The sequence below is a fragment of the Megasphaera sp. ASD88 genome (assembly GCF_002287425.1).
GTDB classification, from domain to species: domain Bacteria; phylum Bacillota; class Negativicutes; order Veillonellales; family Megasphaeraceae; genus Megasphaera; species Megasphaera stantonii.
Window position 1 is genome coordinate 44,231 of record NZ_NQXW01000002.1, and the last position, 22,609, is coordinate 66,839.

The following is a 22,609-nucleotide window of genomic DNA, read 5'->3' on the forward strand; positions in this document are numbered from 1 at the left end:
GCGTTAAACGCTTTTATGCTTTTGTATAACCTTACTACATTTTCGTAATTTAGTAAATATCATCACCAGATTTTCCTAATATATTTTATGTATGTGCGTTATAATCTGTAAACATAAAACATTTACCCCACTCCACGCTGTAACGCCTATGTAAGTATGGTATAATGGAAAAAAATCTATCAGGAGGACACTCATGAATATTACCGTCTTAGGCTGCGGCCGCTGGGGCGCTTTCCACGCCTGGTACGCCGACCGCATCGGCCATACCGTCACCTTATGGGGCCGCCCGTCGTCCCGCAATCTGGAAACCCTTCGCTGTACGGGAAAAAACGAATACCTGACCCTGCCCTCGTCCATCGCCCTGACCGACGATTTGGCCGACGCCCTGCATAATGCCGACGTCTGCATCATTTCCATCAGCGCCCAGCAGCTCCGCGCCTTCGCCGGACAGCTTCGGGAAACGGGATTTTCCTCGTCCCTGCCCTTCATCCTGGCCATGAAGGGGCTGGAAATCGGCAGCGGCAAGCGCCTCACGACGGTCATGGAGGAAGAGCTGGAGCCCGACGTGCAGACTGCCGTCTGGGTCGGCCCGGGCCACGTGCAGGACTTCGTCGCCGGTATGCCGAACTGCATGGTCATGGCCTCCCGCGACATGGACCTGACGCGCCGCCTCGTCGACGTCTTTACCAGCCCCCTCATCCGCTTCTACTACGGACAAGACCTCCTGGGCATTGAAATCGGCGCGGCTGCCAAAAACGTCATGGGCATCGCCGCCGGCATGCTCGACGGCGCAGGCCTTACGAGCCTCAAAGGAGCCCTCATGGCCAGAGGCACCCACGAGTTGTCCGTCCTGATTGAAAAACTGGGCGGCAATGCCATGACCGTCTACGGCCTCAGCCACTTAGGCGATTACGAAGCGACGCTCTTTTCGGCCCACAGCAACAACCGCCGCTTCGGCGAAGACTTCATCCAGGGCAAGCCCTTCCACAAACTGGCCGAAGGCGTATACACGACGGAAGCCCTCGTCGACCTGTCCCGCCGCGTCGGCGTCGAGCTGCCCATTACGCAGGTCCTGTACAGCATCGTCAAACTCGGCAAGGACCCGCACGCCATGCTGGAGCAGCTCTTCCTGCGCTCCACCAAGGCCGAATAAGCCTACTCCATAAAACCCTTCCCCTGGTGAATACAGTCGATGGCCTGCTGCAGCCGCTCCAAGCCTTCCTGTAGTTCCGGCAGATCCCAGGCGTAAAACCGCGGCAGCATCCATTGGGACGTCCACATGATGTAGTGTATATACGTCAGGATATCCTTGATTTCCTCCCGGTTATGCCGGGCCGCAAAGGTCACGTTGTTATGCAGTATCTGGCTGCATTTCGAGTCGATTTTCGAAAGACTGCGGTTGAACTGGACGATATCCGGCGAGACGCCGCCTTGTATGAGCTGATTAAAGTCCCCCAGTACGTAATACCGCGTCAGGCGGTTGCAGCGGGAAATCTCCCAGCGCTCCATGAACTGCCGCTTATACGAGTCGGCCTTTCGGCGCAGCGACGCACCTTCCCGGCTGTCGCCGGCCGTATATGCTTCTATGGCGTTGGACTCGAAGTTCAAATACCACAAATACCATTCATAGGTCCGTCCCTTGGCGCATAAATTCGCCAGGTCGGCGTATTTCTCCAGGGAAGACCGCAAAATACAATACAAGGGTCGCAAATCAAAATAATCGATATCGGACATGCACTTGGCCAAAAAAGAGATCGTCGAATAATCGGCAAATATGGCATGATACAGCCAAAAGGGATAATCCTGCAGCATCAGCGTGCCGTTGACCGACAGGGAACGGGCCTCATGGGCAATCCTCCTTATCTTTGCCGCCGCTTCGTCCATATAGTGATTCAACACATAACTGGTCCGCATAGCCAGCCTCCTCATCTCGTAATTCATATCTCTATTGTATCACACACAAAAAACGACACGAAACACAGCAGGGGAAGATCCCCCAGTCCCTGTGTATCGTGCCGTTTCCTCTATGCCGCGCTACCGCAGTTCATTCTTATCTTCGCCGATGCGCGTGCCGTCCATAAACTTCATCGCCGTCGGCTCCCAGGTGACCTTGAGGTCGCTGAGAGGAGAATCATAGGCTTTGACTTCTTTTTCGTTCGTGTCGTTTATATCGGTGTAAATCGTATCGGTCCTCGTTACGCCGGCCATGACGGGCATCGTGTCCAGATAATCGGCGCGGAACAATTCATTGCCCGACGCATCGGAAACGATGAACCGCCCTTTGAAGGTCTGAATATCGTTTTGCGATACGTTGGCAATGGAAATATCGAACTGTATCTGAGGATGCATGCGTCCGGCCGAGGCGTTCTGGTCGAGGCTCACCTTATCGACGACGGATACCTGCAGCGTTTGGTTCATCTGCTCCCGGTCCTTTTCAACCTGAGCCTTCCACTTGGCGTACACGTCGAGTATTTCGCCGACGGTCTTTCCTTCATAGGCCTTCTGATCTCGCGATTTAGCGAGGGATTGGAAAAATTCCTGCTGGTCCTTCGTTAGCGACGTATCGGACTGAATCTGTTTGACGATTTTCGACGATTCGCTGGAATGCCATACGATAGATTTCGTATCCTTCGAGCCGCATCCCGATGTCAGCATGACCGCAATCAGTGCCGCCGCCAGCCATTTTTTGTTCTTCATAACGCTTCATCCTTTCCCTTATAATAATTCAAACACAGACAGCGGATCGGCTTTGATCATCGGTATGATATACAAGACCGATATGCCCGTCATAAACGATATAAGGCCGACGATACAAAAGCCCAATCCTAAGACAACATAAAAAATACGCATTCCCGTCGTTCCGCCTGTACGTCCGGCAACATTGCGGGCCCGGCTGTTATTGACAAACCATGACCACTGCTTGACGGCCCCTCCTATGGAATACAGGCCGAGGGCCAGAAATAGTATGTCGCCGTAATCATGAAAAAATGCAATAATGGCGTTGTCCATTCCCCCACCTCCTGCCTACGGCATCTTCACGAAGCAAATTTCCTCATCTCTTAATATTATTCTTTTTTTTTTGAGATACCTTCTTTTTTATGTAAAATCTATGTATATGATAAAATATTATACAAGGGAGGCCCTCCTATGCTGTCCGAACAAGCCCAAACCGTACTATCCGTATTACAAACTGCCCATATAGAATACCATGTGAAAGAACACATTCCCGTCTACACCATAGACGAAATGTCCGCCCTGCACCTCCCCGACGGCGAGGCCGTAGCCAAAAACCTGTTTATCCGCGACGATAAGAAGAGGACCTACTACATTGTCGTCATCCGTCAGGAAAAGACGGCCAACCTCAAGGCCCTGCGGCAGACCCTGGGCTCGCGCCCTCTGAGCTTCGCCTCTGAAGACGACCTGTGGAAGTACCTGAAGCTGACCAAAGGGGCCGTCACGCCCTTAGGCGCCCTGAACGACGAAACACAGTCGGTCGTCGTCGTCTTCGACAAAGACTTTATGGGAAACCAAATCGCCGTCCACCCCAACGACAACAGGGCCTCGGTCTGGATGCAGGCAGACGGCCTAATCCGCCTCCTCAAGGAGCACGGCAACCCCGTCATCGTTGCCGAGATATAAGGAAAGTAAAAAACCATCCCTTGAAACGCCTGATAGCCTTACAAGGGATGGTTTCGTTATGTATGATGTTTTCGCTGGAGAGAATTCCATTGAATCCGGCACTCAGCGCTGCAAAAAGCAATTCTTCGATCTTTCGCTTCCCTAACTACGACAATCCTGCCGCAGTTTCGGCATGGAAACGTACGCGGCACAACCAATGATTTGACGCTTTGTTTCTTCGAATGTTTCCAATACAATCGTTCGCAGTGAGGCGAGCAAAACTTCACGCGCTTATCCTCTCGCTGCGTCACATGTACGATAGTCCCGCACCGCAGGCAGCAAAACGTCCGCAAAGCCGATACATATCCAACTGATTCTGATGAAATCTCATCTCGATGCCGATAGGCATAGCGTCGGCAATGGGAACTGCAGTACAGCTGAGTACGCCGGTTCGCCGTAAACTCTTTGCCGCAGACAGGGCAAATCGCTGTTTGTTTCATGAAGAATCACTTCTTTTCAACAGCCTTAGAATAGATACGTCAAATGCACCATGCCGCTGAAGCCTTCCCGTTCGCCCGTATAGCCCTTTAAATTGATATCAGCTCGCCACGGCGAATCATCAGAACGCCATACCGTGCCGATTTCCGCGATTCCCGTACTGCCCTGCAAGCTTTGTTCCGGCGCGTCGAACTGGCTAGCTTTCATGTTGCTGTCGCCGTTAAATTCATATTCCCAGGCCAGACCGTAATACAGGCTCCACGCTTTTTCCGTGTCGGCAGTATATCGTGCGCCCAGACGCAGACGGTCGCTGGTCACGTCGTCAAAAGAAAATTCATCACCGGCAATAGAGAACTGGTCTCCTTCTACTTCAGTATGAAAATACTTGCCGTACAGATTCCACTCGCCGCTGCCGCTTTGCACCAGCTTGCCTATGCCGAGGTGAGTTCCCCAGTAGGTGCTGTCGCTGTCGTATCCGTAAGAATTTCCGTTCCCATCCTTCACGGCGTTGGACATGGACGAGTTCAGCGTACCAACGCGCAAAGACGCTTCATAGTATGCGCCGCTGTCTTTCTTATACCGTACGGCTGCGCCGCCGCCGTTGTAGACGAGGCTTCCGTCGCCGCGGAAGAATTCGTCGTTAAAACTATTTTCCGTGCGGTAATTTCCCGTGCCGTTTTCGTAGAACACGCCCCAAGACAAATTGGCGTCGCCTTTACGATGGACGTTCCCTACGCCGACAATAGTATTCCAGCCATTGATTTTGAGGTCGCTGTTGACGTCGTACTTGCTTCTGCTGCCATAAACTGCACCGAAGGTACGTACGCCGTACTTATAATCTTCGCTCATCAAATCCAGGCTTTCAGCGGCAATATCCGCGCCCTGATTGACAAAGGCCGCTGCCACAGCGCGGTTTTCGGCGATGAGATCCGTCTGATCCGATAATTTGACGGACGTAACCGTCAAATCAATATCATTAGCATTGGTTTGAGAAGCGCTCACAGTCAATTCCTGAGCTACGCCGGCCTGTACGATAGTATCGGCTACTCGAATGCTGTCGGCCGCACTCGCAATAGCGTTTTCCGCATGAAGCAGCGTCACCGTATCGCCTTCATGATACTCCGTACCGCCGGCCAGGCTGTCGACCTGCACCGCCGTTCCTTCCAGAGCGGCGTCCGTTACGCTCAACGCGGCGGCATCATTTAAAACCGTGCCGGTAAAGGAAATGACATCCAGCCGTCCCACGCTGCCCAACGTATTGCCGTTGCCGCCGACGTGCAGCGTCGCGCCGCTTGCGCCGTCATTTTTATTATTGCCCCGAAGATCAATGTTTCCCGCCTTTGTGCCGTTTTCTATATATACATGGTTATTTTCTGTTCCGCCGCCTTCGCTGTATCCGGCATATACCACAGCATCGCCTTTATAGTTGCCCTGTATATACAATTTGCCGCCTGAAGCCGTCTGATTCTCCACGGCATACGCGCCGGTAATAACGCTGGCATTCGTTGTAAGGCCGTCTTCAATAGTCAATCCCGTCGTCTCTACGGCCGTTTCGTCTCCATACCATAACTTATTCGAATTGCCGTGCGCCGCGCCGGTTTCGTCTATATATACCCCGGTTAAGACAGTTTTCCTAACAGCTCCCGACACTTCTACTTGGCTGTCGCTGCCATCTGCATCAGAAACCTTTAGATTATCAAATTCGTTAACCCATAGGCCTCCGCCTATTCTATCGGCATAATAATATCCAGACAATCCCTGTTGCAATTCGTCGCTGACGATGGTTTCGAAGTAATGACCATTTTTATCAGGGCGCATATCTTCATCCCAACGAATCGCCTTGTTTAAAAGCCCGTAATCTCCCTCCTCATAATCGCCGGCCTTGATGGATTCTATGCAAATCTTAGATTTATCAGACATGTCAAAATACACCTTATCCAAGGTATTTACTTCCAAAATAGAGTCTTTCGACAAATCAATATTTTTAAATATGATATTGGAAAATCCCCGGATTTCCTCTACTGTCGTACCTTGCCAATCGTCGATAACAAGATTATTATTTTGACTAGCATCTGCACGAATATTAAGGCCCTTACCATAAAGTTTGCTATTAGTTATATCAGCGCTGCCAGTTAAAATAATTTGGTTATCCTGCGAAACAGTTGTCCCGCTTTTATCAGATGCATGTATACGTCCAGTGATGCTCCCCCCAGCTAATATAACCGTATTCCGCTGTACTCCTTCGGCTTTTACTGGACTATTTTCCTTCTTAGGTCTAGTACCATATATACCTCCATAAATATTGCCAGTAATAGTACCGCCGGTAATAATCACCGTATTATCCACCGCATCGTCAATGTCGTAATAGTTCGAGGTGCTGTTATTGAATCCATATCCGCCATAGATATTGCCAGTAACAGTACCGCCTGAGACATGGACTATATTATTTTTTACTCTATGAACCTCCTGAGAACTTTTCTTATAGCTTCCGCCGTGTATATTTCCCGTAACGGTACCGCCGGTCATATAAACGGCTCCGGTAATATCTCCTTCGTCATTTACGGAATTGCCGTTATTCCCATATACATCTTCCGATATGATATCGCCTTCACGGATTTCCACAGTATAGTTATTTTTCGTACCTTCCAAGGCATAAGCCGGAGTCATTCCCCAAAACATAACGCAGCCGGCAGTCGCCGCGACGACGGCTAATCTCGCGCAGGTTGTCTTTTTCATATAAATCCCTCGTTTCGTCTGTAATTCATTCATTCGTTTCGTACGCAGCCGCGCGCTGCCGATACAGCGTATGGCATGCTAATCTTATTTTCATTATACTTCATCCCCCCCCCCCCCTTATGTCAATAGCAAACAGCATGGTTGCGCGATTTTTTACATTCCATTCAGGCATAAAAAACAGGCCGAATCCCCAAAGGAACTAGGCCTGTCGGTCGCCAATAAAAGCGTTACACTCTTTCTCTCTTCTCCTTCTTTTCTTGTCTCTTCTAGTCTATAGCGTTACGTACGCGTTACCTCCGTCGCCGCGTATACGGAAAAACGGCGTCATACAGTCAATACATCTATCACAGCGTTTCTGCAAACCTGCGAACATCTGCAGCAGAAGTTTCCCAGTGTTTGCCTAAAACGGATCAGACATAGTCCGATTCGTTTCCCTCTCAGAGTATAAACCTCTCTATACCTATTAAAAACATGGATGATTTTATAACGTTAAAACAGCGGCAGGAATGCGTTCCTGCCGCTGTTTGTCTATGTATTTTATTCTTCGTCTTCTTCCGATTTTTTTTCTGCTTCCTGCCGCGTGACGAGGATTTTGTCGACGCGGAGGTTGTCCATATCCATGACTTCAAAGGTAAATTCGTTCCAGACGTACGTATCCGTTTCCTTAGGAATGCGGCCTACGCCGTAGGTGACGAAGCCGGCCAGGGTCTTGTACAGGTCGTCTTCTTCGCCGGGCAGGTCATCTTCCAGCTCGAAGAAATCCTTGAATTCTTCGATGGTCAGCAGACCCTCCATGAGCCATTCGTTGGGGCCGCGCTGGACGATGCGGTTGTCGTTTTCCTTCTTTTCCTTTTCGCCTGATGGCATGCTGCCTACGAGCTCTTCCAAGATGTCGTGGAGGGTCAGCAGGCCGCTGAAGTTGCCGTATTCGTCGAGGACGGCCGCTTCGTGGACGCTGTGCTCGCGGAAAACCGGCACGACCTTCATGATATCCATCGATTCGGGCACGAAGACTGGCTTCTGGACGCTCGATTCGACGAGGGATTTCATGGTCACGGTTTTCCCAGAATGGACGGCGTCGTAATATTTTTGGAAGACCATGTTGACCGAAACCATGCCGAGAAATTCGTCGAGCGAGCCCCTGCCGACGGGCAGGTGGATGTGATTGAAGGCGATCATTTCATTCATAATCGTCTCGTCGGGATCTTCTACGTCAATCCAGTCAACCTGGGTGCGGTTGGTCATAATATCGCTGACGTTCATATCGGCCAGGCGGAATACGCGGTCTACCAGCTCGGGCTCTTCCTTTTCGAAAGCGCCCAGCTCTGCGCCCTGCTCCAGAAGGATTTTGATTTCCTCTTCCGTTACGGGCTGCACCTCCGGCTTGCCCATGCCGATGACCTTCGTCACCAAGGCCGTCGAAGCCGACAGAAACCAAATGAGGGGCGTACTGACCGTACAGAAATACAGCATCGGCCGGGCCAGAAAGCAGGCGATGGCTTCAGGCTTGTTGATGGCGATGCGCTTCGGCACGATTTCCCCTAAAATGATGGTCAAATAGGTAATGACGGCGACGATAGTCGTCAGGCTGACGCTGTAGGCATAGGGCTCCAGGCCGGGGATCATGGCCACGTACTGCGACATGGGGCCGGCCATTTCCGTACCGCCGTATACGCCCGTCAGCAGGCCCATCAGGGTGATGCCGAACTGTACGGCCGAAAACATCTTATTCGGGTTTTCCCGCAGCTTCAGGACGATTTTCGCCGACTTGCTGCCCTCTTCGGCCATGGCCTCCAGCCGCGGCTGATGGCAGCTGACGATGGACATTTCCAGCAGCGAAAATACGCCGTTGCCAAAAATCAGCAATAATATGACGATGCACTCTTTCCCTAGGGAAACTTCCAAAACAAATCACGTCTCCTTTAATACGCAAAAAATAATTTTTTAGTTTATATTATATCGTGTTTTTCCCATTCCTACAAGCGCAGCACAGCATGGGACACAAGGAAGGCCTCATGCCGAAATATTCCGCTGAAATGCTGCCGAATAACGGCCCGATACCTTGCCCGGCCGTCATCGTGACTTGCAAAGTACGCAGACATAGGCCGACTTTATTCACGTATCAATTCGTTGTCGCACGATCCGGTCTGGGCATACTGGCGCAGATTCTGAATCGTCGTTTCGCATAAATTATAATCAGCCTGATCCGTATAGAAAGCCGTATGAGCCGTAAATATGACGTTTTCGTAAGACAGCAGTTTTCTAATATCGGAAGCGACGTCTTTTTGAGATCCCGACGATTTTCGCAGCGCTCCTTCTCCTTCGATCACGTCGATTCCTAACGCGCCAATCTTACCGCTGTGAAGGCCCCGCAGTACGGACTGCGTGTCAAATAAAGGGCCTCGGGCGCTGTTGACAAGGACGACGCCGTCTTTCATAGCCTGAATGGCCTCGTCGTTTACCATATGGTAATTCTCTTTCGTATAGGCGCAATGGAAAATGATCACGTCGGCCTTAGCGTATAATTCGTCCAGCGTCACATAGGATGCATACTGGCGTACGTCATTGTTCTCGTAAATATCGTAAGCCAGGATAGCTTTAGGATGAAACCCGCTCAAACACTGTATCGTCGTATATCCGATACGGCCGGCGCCGACGATGCCTACGACCATATTGCGAAGTTCCCGCCCTTGCAATCCTGTCGTAGTAAAATTGCCATGTTCTACACGCAGTATCTGCGTCCGCAGCTTGCGAAGAAGGGCCAGCACGATCATCACCGTGTGTTCTGATATGGCGTTGGGCGAATATCTCGGCACATTGGCCCCTTTGATGCCGTACCTTTTCATCGCCTCTATATTGAGATGATCGTAACCGGCGCTGCATGTCACGACGTATTTGACGCCGCTCTCGGCCAGAGCCTTATAAAAGGGTTCATCTTCCTTATGATCACTGTAATAAATAAGGCCTTCGCACTTCGCCTTCTTAACCGTTTCTATCGTATCCAACGCCGCTTCGCAAGGCAGGCCGATTAACTCTATATCGTCGCATCCAAGGCGTACATACGGCGCAAATCTGGCTGCGCCGCCTCTGACATTGCTGAAAATTCCCACTCTCATAGCATTCACGTCCTTTCTGCCAAACAGCGCATTGAAATACGATATACCAATAGATTTCATACGCCGTCGTATCATATGATATGGTATTAGACAGGTTCCTTTTCGTTATATCACAAGAAAGGCATCGTTTCAAATTCTCATACGTATTTCAATTCTCTTTGCTTTTATACATAAATCATATAGAAATACATTCAATATTGTCTTTTTGTTATTATGATCAGAAGATGGGCAAACTTTTTTTCTTATAGTATATAAAAACAAAGCGGAATACAATGGGTATTCCGCTCTGTGCCTATGCATATGATATAACTCTTACCACCATTACCACCAGGGGCCCACACCGATGCCGATGCCGCCGCCATGATGCCAGCCGCTGCCCCATCCTACGCCGATACCAATGCCGACGGAGGGGCTCATGCCTCTGTCGCGGCCGTCGTCGGCCGTATCGATAATGGAGACGGTTTCTGTAAAGGTGCGCGTCGCCGAGCCGATCTTCAAGTCGACGACGATGTCCGTCTTGCCGGCGCTGACGGGGACGATATTCATCTTATCGGAGATTTGCGCCACGTTGGCGTTCAAGCTGGTCAGCTTGATGTCGTAGGGGAGCATGCCCGGCACGTGAACCCGGATGATGCCGTAGCTGCCCAAGGCGATTTTCTTAGGATAGACGACGATTTCCGTCTTTTTCAGAAGATTTTCCGCGCTGCCGTAAATCATCACCGCGTCGCCTGTCGGGTCGAGACGCCATACGCAGCTTTCATCCTTGGCGAAGAAATAATTTCCCTTCTGAACGTGCGTATTCGTATCGTAGGCTTTGACGTGATAAAAATAGTCGTGAGTCAGCTTCTTTTCAATTCGGAAATAATAGTCTCCCGAAAGGCCCGACGCCTCAGAAGGAAGATTTTGCAGAAGGGCTGTAATCTTATCATACGTACTGCCCTTCGTAATGTAATAGTCGTCCAATGTTTCCATACGGACCGACGGGTCGATCTGTACGGCTGCCCCTGCCGGCGCGGCGGCAAAGGCGGAGAAGCTGCCTAAGCAGCACAATACGCTGAGTACTAACGCAGGCCATTTCATACAAAATCCCTCCTTTAACGAAGCATAGAATTACCGTTTCATGCAATGAATGCCTTCCAGACGGTTCAGCGCTTCATAGAGCGTTTCGTCCTTGACGGCAAATTGAAGGCGGACGAGGTTGTGTACGTCTTCGTGGAAAAAGGTCGAGCCGGGCACGAGGGCTACGCCCAGTTTCCGGATCAAGTCCTCGCAGAAGGCCGTATCGTCGTCGTAGCCGTATTCCGAAATATCCATCAGCATGTAAAAGGCCCCCTGAGGCACGTTGTGGGGAATGCCGATGGCGTCGAGGCCCTTCATGACGATGTCGCGCTTCTTCGTATATACTTCCCGCAGCCCTTCGTAATAGGACCGGTCGAAGCCGAGGCTGGTCACAGCCGCTTCCTGGAGCGGGCTCGGCGCGCTGATGGTCATGAACATGTGGAGCTGCCGCAGCGCCGCGGCCAGATGAGGCGGCGCGAAGATGTAGCCGACGCGCCATCCCGTAATCGAATAGGTCTTCGACAAGGAACCGCAAGATATGGTCCGTTCGTACATGCCCGGCAAATTGGAGAAGTACGTATATTCCGTCGGCTTGTACACGATGTGCTCGTATACTTCATCGACGATGGCGAAGGCATCGTATTTCTGCACCAGGCCGGCGATGATTTCCAGCTCGGCCTTAGAAAATACCTTTCCGCAGGGATTGGACGGATTGCAGAGGATGATCGCCTTCGGACGCTGCCGGAAGGCGTCTTCCAGCACGTCGGCGTCGAAGGTGAAGTCCGGCTGGCGGAGAGGCACGTAAATGGGATCGCCGCCGGCCAGCAGCACGTCCGTGCCGTAGGCTTCGTAAAAGGGCGAAAATACGACGACCTTATCGCCCGGGTCGACGAGGGCCATCATCGTCGTCATCAGGGCTTCCGTGCCGCCGCAGGTGACGACGACTTCCTGTTCCGGGTCCAGCGTCTGGCCGGCGAAGGTCCGGCGGTAGTTCGCCAAGGCCTGCCGCAGGTTCTGTGCGCCGCTGTCTATACTGTATTGGTGCGGCCCCTGAGAGGCTATATCCTTCAGGCGGTTCCGCAGGGCTTCCGGCGGGGGAAAATCGGGAAAGCCTTCCGATAAATTAATCGCCTCGTACCTTTCGGCCATGTGGGAGATTCTGGCAATGGCCGATTCGGAAAACAAGGAAATTCGTTTCGATATGTTCGGCATAGACACATCCTCCTATAAGTCCAGATTCCGCACCTTCTTGGCGTTTTCCTGAATGAATTGACGGCGCGGTTCGACCTTGTCGCCCATGAGGACGGAAAAAATGCGGTCCGCTTCTACGGCGTCTTCCAGGTGGACCTGGAGCATCGTGCGGTTCTGGGGGTCCATCGTCGTTTCCCAGAGCTGCTCCGGATTCATTTCGCCGAGGCCCTTATAGCGCTGGACGACGACGCTGCTGTCGCGGCCCAGCTCGTCGAGCTTGGCGTTCATCGCTTCGTCCGTGTAGTAATACCAGACCTGTTTGCCCTTGCGCACCTGATACAGGGGCGGCTGGGCGATGTATATATGGCCTTCCGTAATGAGAGGCTTCATAAAGCGGTAGAAGAACGTCAGCAGGAGCGTGCGGATATGGGCTCCGTCGACGTCGGCATCGGTCATGATGATGATCTTATCGTAGCGCCGCTTGCTGATGTCGAATTCTTCGCCGATGCCCGTGCCGAAGGCCGTAATCATGGAGCGGATTTCTTCGTTGGCCAGGATCTTGTCCAGACGGGCCTTTTCGACGTTGATGATCTTGCCGCGGAGCGGTAAGATGGCCTGGAATTTCCGGTCCCGGCCCTGTTTGGCCGAGCCGCCGGCCGAATCGCCTTCGACCAGGTAGATTTCCGTCATGGCGGCGTTCTTTTCCGAGCAGTCGGCCAGTTTGCCCGGCAAGCTGCTGATTTCCAGGGCGTTTTTACGGCGCGTCAGGTCGCGGGCGTGGCGGGCGGCCTGGCGGGCTCTGGCTGCGGAAATCGCCTTATTGACAATGGACTTGGCTTCGCCGGGATGTTCTTCGAAAAATTCCTTCAATCCGTCGGACACGATGTTGTCGACGATCCCCTTGACCTCGCTGTTGCCCAGCTTCGTCTTCGTCTGCCCTTCGAACTGCGGTTCCCGTACCTTGACGCTGACGATAGCCGTCAGGCCTTCGCGCACGTCTTCGCCGGATAAGTTTTCTTCCTTGTCCTTCAGCAGTCCCGCCGTACGGCCGTAGTCGTTGATCGTGCGGGTCAGGCCGGAACGGAAGCCGCTCAGGTGAGTGCCCCCTTCTTCTGTAAAGATGTCGTTGACGAAGGTCAGGATATTTTCGCTGTAGCCGTCGTTATACTGCATGGCGATGTCCACGAGGACCTTGTTCTTTTCGCCTTCCAGCGTAATGACCGTCGGGTTGACGGCTTCCTTGTTTTCGTTCAGAAATTCTACGAAGGACGTCAGGCCCCCTTCGTAGCAGTAGACTTCGCTGCGCCCTTCGCCGCGCTTATCCGTCAGGGTAATATGCAGGCCCTTGTTCAGGAAGGCCAGCTCGCGGAGACGCGTCTTCAGCGTGTCAAAATCATAGGTCGTGTCGGGGAAAATGTCCGCGTCGGGCTTAAAGCTTACCTTGGTGCCCGTTTCTTCGCCCCGTTCCATGGGACGAATTTTTTTCAGCGGTTCCGCCGTCAGGCCCCGGGCAAAGGAGATGTTCCACAAATACCCGTCGCGCTTGACTTCGACCTTCGTCCACAGGCTCAGGGCGTTGACGACGGATATGCCGACGCCGTGCAGGCCGCCGGAAATAGGATAGCCGTCGCCGCCGAATTTGCCGCCGGCGTGAAGCACCGTCAGTACGACTTCGACGGCAGGCTTGCCGATCTTATGCATGGCTACGGGAATGCCGCGGCCGTTGTCGACGACGGTAATGCTGTTGTCAGCTTCAATCGTCACTTCAATGTGCGTGCAGTATCCTGCCAGCGCTTCGTCGATACTGTTGTCGACGACTTCATATACTAAATGATGGAGACCGCGCAGAGACGTGCTCCCTATATACATACCAGGACGCTTGCGAACGGCTTCCAGGCCTTCCAGGACCTGAATCTGTTCCGCGCCATAATTTACTTTTTTATCTTGCGGCATGCAGCAATTCCTCCTCTTCAAACATACTTAACATCTTATTATACAGCAAATCCCCCTGGGATAGCTAGTTTACAATCGCTGCACGGGCCCCTTTGACGAAAACAGCCGCTTGTACCGCCCGATAATCGTTTCCAGCGTAATGGGCGAAGCGTAAATGCATTCCTCCGTTACGATGTAGCAGCGAATCTGCCCTTCATCTATGCCGTCGAGCAGCACGAGGGGGCGGTAATACTGCCGCAGCGGGTTCGACTTGTTCATCTTTCGCGGATGGGCCTTGAACATCGCGACAATGCGGCGTATATCAATCATTTTCTGTCCGCCTATGTGAAGATACATCGCTTTTTCTCCTGTATTTTTCCGTTAAATTGCGAATAAACGCGTCGGTCATCTCCGTCGGATTCCGCCGCGTAATCAGCAGGGCCAGCATCATATCGTCTTCCGGCGTATCGCAGCCGTGGTAAATGCGCTCCATGTATTTATAAATGCACTCGCGCCGCACCTCGTTGTACAATTCCTCGTACAGCCGTCCCTCGTCTCCGATCATGCCGTAGGCCTTCAATTCGTCCAGCGTCAGCCAGGGCATGTCCATAACCGTGGCATAGACGGCTTTTTTCTTTTCCTGACGGGCCCGGAGCCGGCAGATAAAGCACAGCTCCTCGCCCTTTTCCAGCCACCGCCCGCACGACGGGCACTGCCGGACTCCTGCTGCCTGGTACGCCGTCTGCCGTTTCGCCTGGGCGAAGCGCAGCTGGGCCATTTTTTCCTGGATGGCCTCGGGAAGGGCCGCCGTCTCCTGCCGGATGCGCCGCACCGTTTCTTCCGAAAGCCGCGCGTTCCCCACGCGTACAGCAAAGCCTTCCTCTTCTTCCCCTGCAGTATTGGCGTACGTAACGGCTGGGGGCTTTCGGCCGCTCCGCACGAAACGGATGTCCGTGACGAAGGGTTCCTTGATATACTCGTTGATGGCCTCAATGATCTTTTTCTTGTACATGAACAGCTGGTTCATCCATACGGAATTCAGCACGGCTACCTGTACGACGGACTCGTCGAAGCCCTGAATATAGGAGTATTTGGCAATTTGAGGGCCGACGATGGTCTTCCAGTCCAGCTTCGCCTGATACAGCTTATAGGGGACGAGAAGCCGGTTCCGTTCCAATATTTTGGGAATGGAAAGGCCGGCCTTCTCCATCTTATGATTCCGTTCCTCCATGGGATATTACCTTTCCCTGCGCGATGCAGATATGACAGCAGCCAGCCATGGATTCGAAAATCAGCGGCTCTGTCGTCGTAATAAAGGTCTGTATCCGGCCGCGCACAAAATCCAGCAGGGCCTGACGGCGGCCGGCGTCGAGCTCGCTCATCACGTCGTCCAGCAGCAGGACGGGATACTCGCCCGTCTCGGACTTCATATATTCCAGCTCCGACAGCTTGAGGGCCAGCACGGCCGTCCGCTGCTGCCCCTGGGAGCCGTATTTTTTTAAATCGGCTCCGCCTACGGCCAAGGCCAGGTCGTCCCGATGAGGTCCTATCGACGTGGACATGCGGTATATGTCGTCCTGCCGGTGCTCCTGCAGCAGGTCGTAGTACCGCTGAGCGTCGGTAATGCCTCCCGCCCCGTCGCCGTAGGGCTGTACGTAATCCATCGTCAGCAGCTCCGAGCCGCCCGTCAGGCGGCGGTGAATGACACCGGCCAGAAAGCTCATCTTCCGCAGGGCGTCGAGGCGCCGCCGCACGATCGCCGCGGCAAAGGAAGCGATCTGCCGGTCCCATTCCTCCAGCGACGCCCTTCCTTCGTACTTCATCTGCTTCAGCAGCAGGTTCCGCTGCGATACGGCCCGGTTATACTGCAGCAGCAGGCGGTAGTAGGCCGGGTTGACCTGAGATATTTCCATATCCATAAACCGCCGCCGCAAGGACGGGCTGCCCTTGATCAGCTGCAGGTCTTCCGGGGAAAACAAGACTTCGTTCAGCGTCCCCACTAGCTCCTTCTGTGGGACCTTCGTCTCGTTGACCCATAATTCCTTTTTACTCGTCTTCGATAAGATGACTTTGATCTGCTGGGCGACGCCGCTGCGGACAAAATCCAGGATGACGCTGCCTTCGCCGCAGTCCCATTGAATCAAGTCCGTGTCGGCCATCCCCTTATAGGATTTCCCTATACCTCCCAGGTACAGGGCTTCCAGCAAATTCGTCTTACCTTGTCCATTCTGACCGTACAATAAGATAATAGACTTGGGAAAGGTTATTGTTTCCTGTGTATAATTTCTGAATTGATGAAGCCGTACAGATTGTATATTCATACTTATGCACCAACGATTTCATACGTCCCGATGCCCTTGATTTCTACGATGTCGCCGGCATAAAGCTTTTTCCGCTTTGCCGAGCACAGTTCGCCGTTGACAAAAATCCGCTGTTCGTCCAGCAAAAAGCGGATTTCGCCGCCGCTCTGCAAGATGCTGGCCCACTTTAAAAACTGGTCCAGCTGTATCATTTCCGTTTCAATTTTTACCTTTTCCATTATTTTGTCCTCATCGGCGTCACGACGAATACGCTCGCTTCGTTCCCTTTATCCTGTACCAGCATGGGGCTGTTTTGCCGCGTATTTAACACGACTTCGTCGTCGTGGCAGTGTTTTAAAATATCTAAAATAAACTTGCCGTTAAAGGAAATTTCCAACGGCTCCCCGGTCATTTGGCAGGCTACGTAGTCTTCGATGGTGCCGTAGTCGGGATTCTGGCTCATGAGATGAATTTCCCCGTCGCCGAATACGAAGTTGATGACGTTGTACTGGGCGTCTTTGGCGACGATGGAGGCCCGTTCGACGGCTCCCGTAAATTCGCTGCGGCCGACGGTGATGCTGCACTGGAAGTCCGTCGGGATGACGCGGCGGTAGTTGGGGAATTCCCCTTCGATCAGGCGGGTGCGGATGTAGACGTTGCCGAACTTAATGGCTAAATAGCTGCGGACCGCCGTGATTTCCACCGCTTCGGGAATGTCCGTCGGCAGCTGGCGGGAAATTTCCGTGAGCAGCCGGCTGGGAATGACGGCCTGGAGGGGATTTTCAATCGGACTATCCAGGGGCGCCGTCTTCAGCGCCAGCCTGTGGGTGTCCGTAGCGACCATGGAAATGGTATCGCCCTGAACGTCCAGATAGGTACCCATAAAGATGGGCCGGGCTACGTCCGTCGCGCAGGCGTAAGACGTATTGTCGATGAGATCCTTTAATACGACGCTGGTCGTCGTAAAGTGGGAATAGCCGTTTTCCAGGATTTCCACTTCGTTGAAGTCGTTGGGATTCATGGTCAGGCATTCAAATTTCAGCTTGCCGCCTTTGATGATCATCTGGGTGTCGGCGTCTTTTTTGGTAATTTCGATTTCGTCGCTGGGAAGCTTGCGCGTCAGCTCCATTAAGTACGGGTTGGCAACGAAGGCTTCGCCTTTTTCTTCGATGATGCCGGGAACAATGGTTTTGATTCCCATATCGTAGTCGTTGGCCTGAAATTCGATTACGTCGTTCATGGCCTTGATAAGCAGGCCGTTTTCTGAGGTCAGGTTGTTGTTTTTATTCTGGGCGACCTTTTGGACGGTCTGAAGGCCTTTGTTTAAATCTTCCTTTTTTAAGATAAGTTTCATGGGTGTATCCCCTTTTCTGCGTTTAGTTCTTTAATTGAAGTAAGTTAAAAGAGTAGAAGTCGTAGTAGTAGAGGGTGTGGATAGTGTGGAAAACTGGGGAAAACTCTGAATTTTCAGCTATGCACAGCTGTGTATAACCTGTGTATAATTCATGCCTGCCTATCCACAAATTCACTTTTCTTTTGCAAATTTTCGCTGTCCACAAACTATCTACAGACTATGCACTTACTTGTCCACGTCTAAAATCTTCTCTTTCAGCCGCTCGATCATTTCCTTGAAGGTGTCGCTGTCGTTCATCATCTTGGTGATTTTTTCGCAGGCGTGCATGACCGTCGTATGGTCGCGGCCGCTGAAGGCCGTGCCGATATGAGGGTACGTATTCCCCGTCAGCTCGCGGCATAAGTACATGGCTACCTGCCGGGCCAGGGCGATATTTTTCGTCCGCTTCTTGCCCATGAGCTCGTTGTAGTTTACGCTGTAAAACCGGCAGACCGAACTGGTGATTTCATCGATGGTGATGTACTTCTTTTCTTCCTTTTCCGCAACCAGGTATTTCAGGGCCCGCTGCGTCAGTGACAAGGTCACGTCGTTTTTTTCAATGGAAGCCATAGACAGGACGTTGTTGTACGCGCCGTACAGGTCGCGGATATTGTCGCTGACGTTGGCGGCGATGTAGTTGATGGCGTCCTTGTCGATGTTGATTTTTTCCTTTTGGGCCCAGGTCCGCAGAATCGCCGTCCGCGTTTCCAGATCCGGCGGCTCGATGCCCGTCACCGTGCCGCTCTGGAAGCGCGAGCGCAGGCGGTCTTCCAGGCTTTTAATATCCAGGGGCGGCCGGTCGCTGGTAAATACCATCTGCTTTTGACCCTGATAGAGCTTGTTGAAGGTGTGGAAAAACTCTTCCTTCGAGCTGTCCTTGTCGCCCTGTCCTAAGAACTGGATATCGTCGACGAGGAGGACGTCGATGTTGCGGTACTGCTGGCGGAAGTTTTCCGTGTTTTTATCCTGTATGGCCTGGATGAAATCGTTGACGAAGTCTTCGCTCGTAATGCAGCGCAGGCGCATGTGGGGGAAGTTTTTCAGAATCTGGTGGCCGATGGCGTGCATGAGGTGGGTCTTGCCCAGGCCGCTGCCGCCGTATATATATAAGGGATTATATTTCTTGGCCGGCGCTTCCGCCACGCTGGCGGCGATGGAATAGGCGATGCGGTTGCTGTTGCCGACGATGAAATTGTCGAAGGTATAATTGGGAATGAGGTTGTCTTCCGTCGTCGGTTCTTCCGGCGGCGGCGAGATCGATTCGTTCGCTTCCTTGACCATGACGGCCTTCGGCTCGGGCTCCGCCTTTTTCTTTGGCGGCGCTTTCGGCAAGTCTTCGTCGGAAAACAGAGTGTCCTTATATAAATCGTCCGTTTCCGCTGGCTTTGCCGGTTCCGCGGCGGGGGCGTTCATATCTTCCAACTTGACCGTCGTAGGCCTCCCCGTGACGGCTTCGGCGGCTTCGTTGAGCTGATCGGCATAATTCTTGTTGACGAAATTGCATACGAATTTCTGCGCCGCCGCCAGTACGAGGACGTCGTTTTCGTAGGACGTCGGGATGAGGGACGAGACGAACCACGTTTCGTAAATCGGTTTTGGCAGAACCTTTTTCAGCTGTTCCAGCATTCCCGCCCATAATGTAGCTAGATCCATTGATTCCATAATAGCAAAGTCCTTCCCGCATAATATTGTGGATATGTGCGTTGCAGCACAATGTGGATAAGTGCGCATTTAGAGGCTGAAAAAAGCGGAAACGCGATAAATATCGAATTTCCGGCCTGATTTTGATTTATCCACACATTGTGAACAACCTGTTGATAACTGAACTTTTTATCCACACATCTGATTACATTGTACAACAAAATCCTCGAAAAATACATAGAAGCAGCTGAATTTGTCAAAAAATTCATAATGCCATTCTCTCTCGTCCTCTGTTCATACCGTAAACAGAATCCTTCTTCGCAAGGATGATTGGGGATATGTTTACGGCCATATTGTGGATATAGTGCATAACTCGATTTGAAAGAAGGGAGAAACGCTAGTATACACCTGGGCTTATAGGTATTTTCTACTTGTCCACATTTTGTGAACAACGTGTTGATAACTTGCCATGCTGTCCACAATGCATGTGGAAACATCTTTCCATGAGAATTTCCTCCCTCTGACAGCTCCAGTATAGCAAAGGGCGGCGACACCCTGTGCCGCCATATACAAACGGTATACGTTCACGACGCTGTCCCTATGACAAATGCGGCATCATCGCCGCGATTCCGGAAAAAACGATTGACAGCCCTATCCTTTTTGAATATAATTATGCTGTTATGGTGTAAGTTCATCTACTGTTGATTGAGACAAAGGAGGTGCCTATCGTGAAACAGACATATCAGCCGAATACGCTGTGGAGAAAAAGAACGCACGGCTTCCGTGAAAGAATGAAAACCAAAGGCGGCCGCATGGTTTTGAAAAGACGCCGTTTGAAAGGCAGAAAGAGACTCTCCGCGTAATTATTACAAGATGAACAGAAAAGTTCCGCTAAGGAATTTTTCTGTTCTTCTGGCATTTTCGGGACAATAACGTATGTATGAGTTAAAAAAAGAAAAAAGGCTGTGCAAAAATCGGGAATATCAGGTTGTGTACCGACGGGGAAAATCCTATGTGAACCGCTTGGCCGTCTTGTACGTCTTGAAGCGGTCGCCTAAGCAGCCGGCCCGCATCGGCTTCGTAACGGGCAAGAAAATCGGCTGCGCCGTAGAGCGGAACCGCTGCCGGCGCCTGATGAAAGAGGTATATCGCCTTCATCAGTTCGAGCTGGCAAACGGCGTCGACTTGGTGCTTATCGGACGCAGCAGCCTGAAATACGCCGGATACGCCCAGGCGGAACGAAGCATCCTGCAGCTGTTCCGACAGGCCGGGATATTGCGAAAGAACGAGATGCCATGAAAAGATGTTTCATCATTCTAATACGGTTTTATCAGCTTTGTATATCACCATTAAAACCGCCGTGCTGCCGGTTTTACCCTACTTGTTCTGCTTACGCCATCGAGGCGCTGCAGAAATACGGCGCTGTGAAGGGGAGTTATTTAGCAGTCAGGCGCATTTTGAAATGCCATCCCTTTCATAAAGGCGGATATGATCCTGTGCCGTAAGTATCAGGCAGATGAAATAGAGGCTGCCTGCTGGTATTTTATCCTTGACTGGAGTTGAGAATATTGGATTTTTTTAGTGGAATAATGGATTTTCTCAGTGGCATCATGACCACGTTTATGGATTATTGCTATGCCTTTACGCAGAGCATCGGATATCCCAGCTACGGTTTGGCCATCATCATCCTGACGCTGGTAATCAAGCTGGCCCTCTCGCCTCTTACGGCCAAGCAGATTCGTTCCATGGAAGGCATGCAGACCCTGCAGCCGAAGATTAAAGAATTACAGCAGAAATATAAAGGCAATCAGAAAAAGCTTCAGGAAGAAATGGCGAAGCTGTACAAGCAGACCGGCGTCAATCCCCTGTCCGGCTGCCTGCCGATCCTGATTCAGATGCCTTTCCTCATCGCTATTTTTTACGCCCTTCGTTCCTACCCTTACGATCCGGCGTACGAAAGCTTTTTATGGCTGCCCAGCTTAGGCGCGGCCGACCCGACGTATATCATGCCGATTTTATCCGCAGCGTCTACCTACGTCATCCAGAAACAGATGTCGGGCACGCAGGTAGCGGCTTCGGAAGCGCAGGAAAAGCAGCAGAAGATCATGCGCGTCATCATGCCGCTGTTTATCGGCTGGATCAGCTTGAGCTTCCCCAGCGGCCTGGTTATTTACTGGTTCCTTTCCAACGTGTTCCAGTGGGCCCAGCAGATGATTATGTTCCGTAATAAGGGAAAGGGTGCAAAAGCATGAGAACCATTGAAGCGACAGGAAAAACGATAGAAGACGCAGTCCGTTCCGGCCTGGTCCGCCTCGGATTGATGGAAGAAGAAGTGACGATCGAAGTACTGGCCGAACCGAAAAGCGGCTTTCTTGGCTTCGGCAGCAAGCCGGCCAAGGTGCGCCTGACGGAAAAGGCCAGAAAGAATGCTCCGATTTATGATATTGAAGAAGAAGAGCGGAAAGCAGCTCCTCCGGCAGAGCCCAAGGCGGCGGAAGCTGCGCCGGCCGAAGACGTGACGGCGGAAACGCCGGAAGAACCGGTCGAAGAACCGGCTGCCGTCGAAGCCGAACCGGCAGAGGAAACCTTTACGGCTGAAGAAGCGGCCGCCAAGGCCAAGGCCTTCCTGCAGGACGTGCTGCGCAACATGGGCATCGAAGTGATGATCGAAAAGATGATTAAATCCGATAAAATCATCCTTCACCTGCACGGCAAGAACCTGGGCATCCTCATCGGCAAGCATGGCCAGACGCTGGACGCCCTTCAGTATTTGACGAATTTGACGACGAACCAGGGCGAAGAAACGCGCCATTTCATCATGCTGGACGTAGAAAATTACCGCCAGCGCCGCGAAGAAACGCTGAAGCAGCTGGCCGTACGGCTGGCCGGGCGGGTGAAGCGCAGCGGCGAAAAGGTCGTCCTCGAGCCGATGAATGGCTACGAACGAAAGATTATCCACGTCGCGCTTCAGAACGAAGCCCATGTGCGGACGGAAAGCGAAGGTCAGGACCCGTATCGCCACGTGGTTATTTATTACGAAAAATAAGCTTGAATATGACACGGCAGTGAGTCGGCGGCTATAAAGCGGACGAGTCACTGGTACAGTAAAAACCGGCGCCGCGGCG

22 protein-coding genes are annotated in these 22,609 nt (G+C 52.1%); 7 read left to right on the top strand and 15 right to left on the bottom strand.

The genetic code is table 11. The annotated features are described in order from the left end of the window. Positions 1-193 precede the first annotated feature (193 nt). Positions 194-1,153, top strand: coding sequence for an NAD(P)H-dependent glycerol-3-phosphate dehydrogenase (locus CJ260_RS02005; RefSeq protein WP_095628978.1), 960 nt, complete (start codon positions 194-196; stop codon positions 1,151-1,153). A 2-nt stretch (positions 1,154-1,155) separates the two neighbouring features. Here the strand turns inward: CJ260_RS02005 and CJ260_RS02010 are convergent, their stop codons facing one another. From CJ260_RS02010 to CJ260_RS02020, 3 genes are all read right to left on the bottom strand, one after another. After that, positions 1,156-1,914, bottom strand: a complete 759-nt coding sequence (locus CJ260_RS02010) for a hypothetical protein (RefSeq protein WP_095628979.1) — start codon at positions 1,912-1,914, stop codon at positions 1,156-1,158. Between the two features lie 120 nt (positions 1,915-2,034). Beyond that, complete coding sequence (locus CJ260_RS02015; RefSeq protein ID WP_087477774.1) at positions 2,035-2,697, bottom strand: hypothetical protein; 663 nt, start codon at positions 2,695-2,697, stop codon at positions 2,035-2,037. A gap of 18 nt (positions 2,698-2,715) precedes the next feature. Then, positions 2,716-3,009, bottom strand: a complete 294-nt coding sequence (locus CJ260_RS02020) for an Imm17 family immunity protein (protein WP_095628980.1) — start codon at positions 3,007-3,009, stop codon at positions 2,716-2,718. A 138-nt stretch (positions 3,010-3,147) separates the two neighbouring features. Between CJ260_RS02020 and CJ260_RS02025 the strand changes: the two genes are divergently transcribed. Continuing rightward, entirely contained in the window at positions 3,148-3,639 is a 492-nt protein-coding gene (locus tag CJ260_RS02025; protein ID WP_095628981.1) for a prolyl-tRNA synthetase associated domain-containing protein, read from the top strand. A 504-nt stretch (positions 3,640-4,143) separates the two neighbouring features. Here CJ260_RS02025 and CJ260_RS02030 read toward each other — a convergent pair. From CJ260_RS02030 to dnaA, 12 genes are all read right to left on the bottom strand, one after another. Continuing rightward, a complete protein-coding gene (locus CJ260_RS02030; RefSeq protein ID WP_095628982.1) occupies positions 4,144-6,852 on the bottom strand; it encodes an autotransporter outer membrane beta-barrel domain-containing protein in 2,709 nt (902 codons plus the stop codon). Between the two features lie 537 nt (positions 6,853-7,389). Then, positions 7,390-8,757 (bottom strand): hemolysin family protein, encoded by a 1,368-nt coding sequence (locus CJ260_RS02035; RefSeq protein WP_095628983.1) that lies wholly within the window; start codon positions 8,755-8,757, stop codon positions 7,390-7,392. Between the two features lie 206 nt (positions 8,758-8,963). After that, positions 8,964-9,968, bottom strand: coding sequence for an NAD(P)-dependent oxidoreductase (locus CJ260_RS02040; protein ID WP_158221355.1), 1,005 nt, complete (start codon positions 9,966-9,968; stop codon positions 8,964-8,966). Positions 9,969-10,289: 321 nt separating this feature from the next. Further along, the gene (locus CJ260_RS02045; protein ID WP_087477770.1) at positions 10,290-11,048 is read right to left on the bottom strand and encodes a hypothetical protein; all 759 of its coding nucleotides are present in this window, start codon (positions 11,046-11,048) and stop codon (positions 10,290-10,292) included. Between the two features lie 30 nt (positions 11,049-11,078). After that, a complete protein-coding gene (locus tag CJ260_RS02050) occupies positions 11,079-12,239 on the bottom strand; it encodes a pyridoxal phosphate-dependent aminotransferase (protein WP_095628985.1) in 1,161 nt (386 codons plus the stop codon). Positions 12,240-12,251: 12 nt separating this feature from the next. Then, complete coding sequence (gyrB, locus tag CJ260_RS02055) at positions 12,252-14,171, bottom strand: DNA topoisomerase (ATP-hydrolyzing) subunit B (RefSeq protein WP_095628986.1); 1,920 nt, start codon at positions 14,169-14,171, stop codon at positions 12,252-12,254. Between the two features lie 69 nt (positions 14,172-14,240). Continuing rightward, positions 14,241-14,480 carry a DUF370 domain-containing protein gene (locus tag CJ260_RS02060; protein ID WP_233127862.1) on the bottom strand — a complete coding sequence of 80 codons (240 nt, stop codon included), beginning with the start codon at positions 14,478-14,480 and terminating at the stop codon, positions 14,241-14,243. Beyond that, a complete protein-coding gene (locus tag CJ260_RS02065) occupies positions 14,473-15,381 on the bottom strand; it encodes a DUF721 domain-containing protein (protein ID WP_095628988.1) in 909 nt (302 codons plus the stop codon). The genes CJ260_RS02060 and CJ260_RS02065 overlap by 8 nt, the downstream gene beginning before the upstream one ends. Beyond that, positions 15,362-16,471 carry a DNA replication/repair protein RecF gene (gene recF / locus CJ260_RS02070; RefSeq protein ID WP_095628989.1) on the bottom strand — a complete coding sequence of 370 codons (1,110 nt, stop codon included), beginning with the start codon at positions 16,469-16,471 and terminating at the stop codon, positions 15,362-15,364. Before recF ends, CJ260_RS02065 begins: the two co-directional genes overlap by 20 nt. 2 nt (positions 16,472-16,473) lie before the next feature. After that, positions 16,474-16,689, bottom strand: coding sequence for an RNA-binding S4 domain-containing protein (locus tag CJ260_RS02075; protein WP_087477764.1), 216 nt, complete (start codon positions 16,687-16,689; stop codon positions 16,474-16,476). Next, entirely contained in the window at positions 16,689-17,804 is a 1,116-nt protein-coding gene (dnaN, locus tag CJ260_RS02080; protein WP_087477763.1) for a DNA polymerase III subunit beta, read from the bottom strand. Before dnaN ends, CJ260_RS02075 begins: the two co-directional genes overlap by 1 nt. Before the next feature lie 225 nt (positions 17,805-18,029). Continuing rightward, on the bottom strand, positions 18,030-19,496 hold the full coding sequence (gene dnaA / locus CJ260_RS02085; RefSeq protein ID WP_087477820.1) for a chromosomal replication initiator protein DnaA: 1,467 nt from the start codon (positions 19,494-19,496) through the stop codon (positions 18,030-18,032). Positions 19,497-20,212: 716 nt separating this feature from the next. Here dnaA and rpmH point away from each other — a divergent pair. The 5 genes from rpmH (at position 20,213) to jag (ending at position 22,530) form a co-directional block, all read left to right on the top strand. After that, positions 20,213-20,347, top strand: a complete 135-nt coding sequence (gene rpmH, locus CJ260_RS02090) for a 50S ribosomal protein L34 (protein WP_087477762.1) — start codon at positions 20,213-20,215, stop codon at positions 20,345-20,347. A gap of 73 nt (positions 20,348-20,420) precedes the next feature. Next, a complete protein-coding gene (rnpA, locus tag CJ260_RS02095; RefSeq protein ID WP_087477761.1) occupies positions 20,421-20,783 on the top strand; it encodes a ribonuclease P protein component in 363 nt (120 codons plus the stop codon). Next, positions 20,780-20,989, top strand: coding sequence for a membrane protein insertion efficiency factor YidD (yidD, locus tag CJ260_RS02100; RefSeq protein ID WP_095628990.1), 210 nt, complete (start codon positions 20,780-20,782; stop codon positions 20,987-20,989). Before rnpA ends, yidD begins: the two co-directional genes overlap by 4 nt. 84 nt (positions 20,990-21,073) lie before the next feature. Further along, complete coding sequence (locus CJ260_RS02105; protein WP_095628991.1) at positions 21,074-21,736, top strand: YidC/Oxa1 family membrane protein insertase; 663 nt, start codon at positions 21,074-21,076, stop codon at positions 21,734-21,736. Further along, on the top strand, positions 21,733-22,530 hold the full coding sequence (gene jag / locus CJ260_RS02110) for an RNA-binding cell elongation regulator Jag/EloR (protein WP_087477758.1): 798 nt from the start codon (positions 21,733-21,735) through the stop codon (positions 22,528-22,530). The genes CJ260_RS02105 and jag overlap by 4 nt, the downstream gene beginning before the upstream one ends. Positions 22,531-22,609 lie beyond the last annotated feature (79 nt).